The 5135-nt window shown below is 42.5% G+C and carries 4 protein-coding genes and 1 pseudogene; 3 read left to right on the plus strand and 2 right to left on the minus strand.

Annotation, left to right across the window (positions count from 1 at the left end; genetic code table 11):
* Positions 1–775 precede the first annotated feature (775 nt).
* Both IH879_19265 and IH879_19270 read left to right on the plus strand, forming a co-directional pair.
* The gene (locus IH879_19265; protein MCH7677068.1) at positions 776–1114 is read left to right on the plus strand and encodes a prepilin-type N-terminal cleavage/methylation domain-containing protein; all 339 of its coding nucleotides are present in this window, start codon (positions 776–778) and stop codon (positions 1112–1114) included.
* Positions 1115–1401: 287 nt separating this feature from the next.
* Positions 1402–1741, plus strand: a pseudogene (locus IH879_19270) (prepilin-type N-terminal cleavage/methylation domain-containing protein).
* Positions 1742–1937: 196 nt separating this feature from the next.
* Here IH879_19270 and IH879_19275 read toward each other — a convergent pair.
* The gene (locus IH879_19275; protein MCH7677069.1) at positions 1938–2477 is read right to left on the minus strand and encodes a hypothetical protein; all 540 of its coding nucleotides are present in this window, start codon (positions 2475–2477) and stop codon (positions 1938–1940) included.
* A 347-nt stretch (positions 2478–2824) separates the two neighbouring features.
* On the opposite strand from IH879_19275, the gene IH879_19280 reads away from it, so the two are divergent.
* Positions 2825–4024, plus strand: a complete 1200-nt coding sequence (locus IH879_19280; protein MCH7677070.1) for a PQQ-binding-like beta-propeller repeat protein — start codon at positions 2825–2827, stop codon at positions 4022–4024.
* A gap of 70 nt (positions 4025–4094) precedes the next feature.
* Here IH879_19280 and IH879_19285 read toward each other — a convergent pair whose 3' ends face one another.
* The gene (locus IH879_19285; GenBank protein MCH7677071.1) at positions 4095–5006 is read right to left on the minus strand and encodes a cysteine synthase family protein; all 912 of its coding nucleotides are present in this window, start codon (positions 5004–5006) and stop codon (positions 4095–4097) included.
* Positions 5007–5135: the final 129 nt, after the last annotated feature.

The raw sequence follows: 5135 nt of genomic DNA on the forward strand, positions 1-5135 counted from the left end.
TCACCGGCTCCACCATCTAATAGGATGAAATCAGAATTGTTTTCGGTACTAGAAAACAATTTGATTGGTAACAAACCAAGTGATTTTTTCCATTGTGATATATCATTTAATTTAATCATCTTAATTATTTAATCTTCTCTATTTTGTTTGCGATCAATTTTATAGCACATAAAATTTTTCAGATATTTAAAAAAACATGCTGCAGTAGATGGAAAAATTTTGTTAGTTCCACTCCCTCTAAATGACAAATAGGCAGTTTTCAGTCAGACACTAACTAAAGTATAAGATAAGAAAAGTAAAAATCAATGGAAATAAAGTAACTTTAGCAATTTCTCAAATCGGCATGCTCAACAGCCGGGGAATTCTGGATCGGCCGCCGCTGGAGGTGCTGCGGGCGGAGGTTTGAATAAACGCCTGTTTTAATGGCGTTATTAATCAAGCGGTGTTTCAATTTGGTCTGGATTAAAAAGCCCTCACTTTTTTGCCAACCAAAAAACGGAACAGTATACCAAATCGGAACATTGAGTTAAATATTTCATAAAAAACAGTTAGTTATGAGGAATGAATTTCTTTTTAAAGGGAAATTTATACCACAATGCACATAACCATTAAAAAGTAAAGAGAAACTGGAAAGTTTATCCTATTAACTTAAGTCCTTAATTATTAACTATAATTCGCTTGATAAAGTAGTTATTAGTACTATGGCACAATGATTGCTAATATCTACGGTTGAAAAAATTTAATCGGTACGATTTTAACGTTAGTGCTGACAGAAATGCATAATCAAAGTGGCTTTACCCTGATTGAACTCATTCTGCTCATCGTGATTATCGGTCTTTTAGCCGCTGTTGCTGTGCCTAAATTTGTTGATCTGAGTGACAGCGCAGGAGCTGCTAAATGTAAAGCCAACCAGGCCGCTGTCGAAGCCGCCGCTGCTATCGTTTATGCCGACAGTGCCATTGCTGGCAATCCACAATTTCCAGATCCTTTAGTGGGCTCTATGTTCAAGTCCGGATCAATCCCTACTTGCCCCCTCAAAGGCAAGAATATAGATTACGACGACGCTACTGGCACGGCGGAGTGCCCGGAAAATGATCCTGATCATCAACGGTAATTGAAATTTCAAGATTATCTATGATGTAGGAAACTTATAGAAGGGAAGCATCAAAAGTACGGCTTCCTTTTGCAGTTTTATTTCAAATTCAAATATGACGTTGGTGTTTTCACCTACGTCATTTACAACATAAGATTTTGTGCTCGTGTAATATGTCAGTTACGATGAGTTATCCCACACTCTCGTTCCCAAGTTAAACTTGGGGACGAGTGGCAGTCTAATCAAGACTGAGGTATGACGTGCTCGTCGTTACCTTTTGCACCTAGGTCAAATATGAAAATTGTTCAATACAATTTCTAACTCAAAAAGTTACAGATCAAACTGGTTTTACCCTCATTGAACTCATTACGGTCATCGTGATTATCGGTCTTTTAGCCGGGTGTTGCTGTGCCTAAATTTGTTGATGTGAGTGATAGTGGACAAGCTGCTAAATGTAAAAGTAACCAGGTCGCTGTCGAAGGCGCCGCTGCTATCGTTTTTGCCGACAGTGCACAGGCTGGTAATGCGCAATATCCAGCAGCTATGACGCCCTCAATGTTCAGGCACAACGAAATCCCTACTTGCCCCTTCGATGGCAGCAATAATATCTTACGACAACAGCAATGGCATGGCGAGCTGCCCGAATAATATTTCTACTCATGCACGGTTTTAAGGGTACCGGCCTCGTCAGAAGCGAATGATACTCGATACCGGATAAACGAAATCTAATTGATCATCAAGAAAATTCGGTCTGGATTAAAAAGCCCTCACTTTTTTTCCCAACCAAAAAATGGAACAGTCGCTACCGGGCATCGAGATTTTGAGTCAACGAGAATTACTATTCTCATAGTTGCAACGAATCTAGTTTCCGCTTCGCCTCATCGACACCAGCTTGAAGATTGCACGCCTGATATAATTCTTTCGTCTCTTCCCAGGCAGTTTTAGCCTCCGAAATTTTGCTGCGTTTCTCAAGAACTAATGCGAAGCCGCGAAGAGTGTTTGCCAAGTCACCCATATGCGTTTGTGAGTTAGCTTTGTACAAATCTATCACCTTTCTGTAGTTACTTTCTGAATCAGCATCATTACCAAGTGCGCGTTGTAAATCCGCGATATGTCTTGTTGAGTGTGCAATCCTGTCTGAATTGTTGGCCTTTTTGTAAAACCCTAATGATTGTTGGCAAAACTCCAGGGCTTTGGGAAGATTGTCGTGATCGGACTCAAATTGCATGTATACATGAAATATTCGTCCGAGAGAATTGTAATCATCATCTTTGCTAAGTTCTTGAGCCTTCTTTACCAGATCTCGAGCTTCCTCATAATTTCCCACACGTCTCTTATTCCATGCCTCTTCTAAAAGCTCTTTTATATCAGAATTATCAGACATAAAGTCTCCATGGATATTTTGAAAATTTGTTGGGTTCGAGACAGCGAACCCAACCGGGCTAACTAAATTAGAAGATAGAACAGTAAAAATCAATAGAAATAAAATCATTAATTATAAAGCTTGTCAAGGAAAATTTTTCAGGAGGGTACTTCAACTTCTGATAACAAACGCTGTCCGAGTCTACAATCTATGGATAAGACTTTTTGTAACTTTCTACTATAATTGTTGTAAATAAACGATTGTTACACTTGGTTGCTCGCTGACTAAATGCTTCTTCCCGGATTTTTTATGAGCAGCAGCTTCGACCCTGGTCCATGAAATTCTGCAAAACAATTTAAGAGGGAATCATGACTTTATTCAAAATTTGCCTGGTTAGCATGATTTTTTTCTCTGTTGCCCAGGCTGGGGATTGGCCGCAATGGCGCGGGCCAAATCACAACGGTGTGACCCATGAAACGCTGGCCCTGACAACAGATTCGAAATTACAGATTCGATGGAAAAAATCTCTGGGTATCGGCGGCTACTCGAGTGTGGTCGTTGCCGAGGGTCGTGCCTACACGACCTTTTCCGACAGCAAAAGCGACTACGCAATCTGCTTCGATGCGGAAAGCGGAGATGAAATTTGGCGTTTTAGAATTGACGATTCCCGGCCCGCACGCGGCAATGCAGATATAGGTCCGCTGGCGACGCCGGTTGTCTCGGGAGATATGGTTTATGCTGTTAGTGCGCGCGGTAGCTTCCATGCGCTTACGGTCGCACAGGGCAAGATGGTTTGGAAAACGCATCTGCAGCGAGACCAGGGTGGAAGCATTCCTGGACACGGATTCACATCCTCGCCGGTTGTAGCGGGGAATGCAGTGCTTGTCCAGGTTGGTGGCAAAAGCAGGAATTCACTCATTAGCTTTGACGCAAAGACCGGTAAAATTAATTGGGGTGTTTTTCTGGACGCGATGGAGTACTCCTCGCCCTCATTGGGTGGGCTTGCCGGCCAAGAGCAATTGCTGATTCGCACCGATAGACATTCGTATGGTCTGGACCCCGTGACCGGGCAGGTACTCTGGAATCACTCTCAATATCTGGGTCAGCAGAGTTTTGCCACACCGATCGCAATCGAAAAGGAATATGTGTTCATCGCAGGATTCGACAGGAGTTTATTGTTGAAGATATCAGAAAACCAAGGCAATCTCAGCTCCGAAGAAGTCTGGCAGAGCCGTGACCTGCGGGGCAATTTCAGCGAGCCCGTTTATTATAACGGACACCTTTATGGATATAATGCGGCTTTTTTAACCTGTGTCGACGGACTGAGCGGCAAATCTCTCTGGAAGTCCAGACGGCCGGGAGACGGCTCTCTGATTCTGGTTGATGACAAACTTATGGTGCTAGCCGGTGATGGCAAGCTCACTATAGTGAAAGCCTCCCCCCGGGCTTACGAAGAAATACAGAGTATTCGAATTCTCTCCGGCCGATGCGTAACCCCCGTGAGTTTTGCGAATGGCAAGATCTATGCGAGGAGTTTGCGTGAAATCGTGTGTGTGCAAGCCAGATAACAAATGCGGCACCCCCGGGTAAACCAAACGCCATTTGTCGAACACCATACATTTGTTGCGAGCTGTTTTCTTATCGATATAAATCACCATAGAGGTATTTTAATCCTGAATCAATAAGCACTGTTACAATTCTTTTTCCTGCTCCAATAATTCTTGCCCTTTGAATGGCTGCCCAGACATTTGCTCCCGAGGTGGTTCCGCCAAAAATTCCTTCCAATCTTGCCAGTTTTCTTGCAGTTTCATAGGCATCTTCATCTGATACAGCCATTATTTCATCTGCCAAATCTAACCTGCATATAGATGGCACGAATCCTGCGCCAATTCCTTCTAATTTGTGAGTACCCGATGTGTCACCACCTGAAAGAGCACGTACATTCAGTGGTTCAATAGCGATGCATCGAATATTTGGTATTTCATTTTTAAACACTTCTGCATTTCCGGAAAAGCAGCCCCCGGTTCCAACTCCCATTATGAATTCATCAATGTCGTTTCCAAGAACATCTAAAATCTCTCTTGCCATGTTATGATATGCATTCCTATTGTCAACATTGTTAAACTGGTCAGTCCAAAAAGTATTTGGAGCTTTGCTTAATTCTCTCGCTCTCTCAATCAAAGAGTCAATTAATTTTGCTGTTATTAAACCACTTTCACTTGGAATTATTTCAAGGTTAGCTCCAAATGCTCTCATTGTCTGAAGTTTTTCTTCTGCAAAAGCATCCGAGGATACGAAGTGTGCAGGGTAGCCTTTATTTGCACATACCATTGCCAAAGAACTTCCCGTACTTCCTCCTGTATATTCAACTACCGTTCCCCCGGGTTTGAGTTCACCTCTCTTTTCAGCTCCTTCAATCATTGAGAGTGCCATTCGGTCTTTCATGCTTCCGGTAGGATTCCCACCTTCATACTTTACATATATTTCAGCACAATTAGGTTCAGACAGTCTTTCTAATTTTATTAGCGGTGTTTTGCCTATTGCTTTCATCTCTTTTTTTCTCTTATTTAGGTAGCATTTTTACCCGAACACAATTCGACATCTGTCTATTAGATTTGTTTGACATCGTGTTGGGTTCGGGACGGCGAACCCAACCAACCGGCTCTTCGCACCCTCTCA

It is taken from the genome of candidate division KSB1 bacterium (genome assembly GCA_022562085.1).
GTDB lineage: Bacteria > Zhuqueibacterota > Zhuqueibacteria > Oceanimicrobiales > Oceanimicrobiaceae > Oceanimicrobium.

Bases quoted from the DNA above. Each gene is read 5' to 3' on its own strand.
- IH879_19265 (MCH7677068.1), top strand. From the start codon at position 776: ATGCATAATCAAAGTGGCTTTACCCTGATTGAACTCATTCTGCTCATC.
- IH879_19275 (MCH7677069.1), bottom strand. From the start codon at position 2,477: ATGTCTGATAATTCTGATATAAAAGAGCTTTTAGAAGAGGCATGGAAT.
- IH879_19280 (MCH7677070.1), top strand. From the start codon at position 2,825: ATGACTTTATTCAAAATTTGCCTGGTTAGCATGATTTTTTTCTCTGTT.
- IH879_19285 (MCH7677071.1), bottom strand. From the start codon at position 5,006: ATGAAAGCAATAGGCAAAACACCGCTAATAAAATTAGAAAGACTGTCT.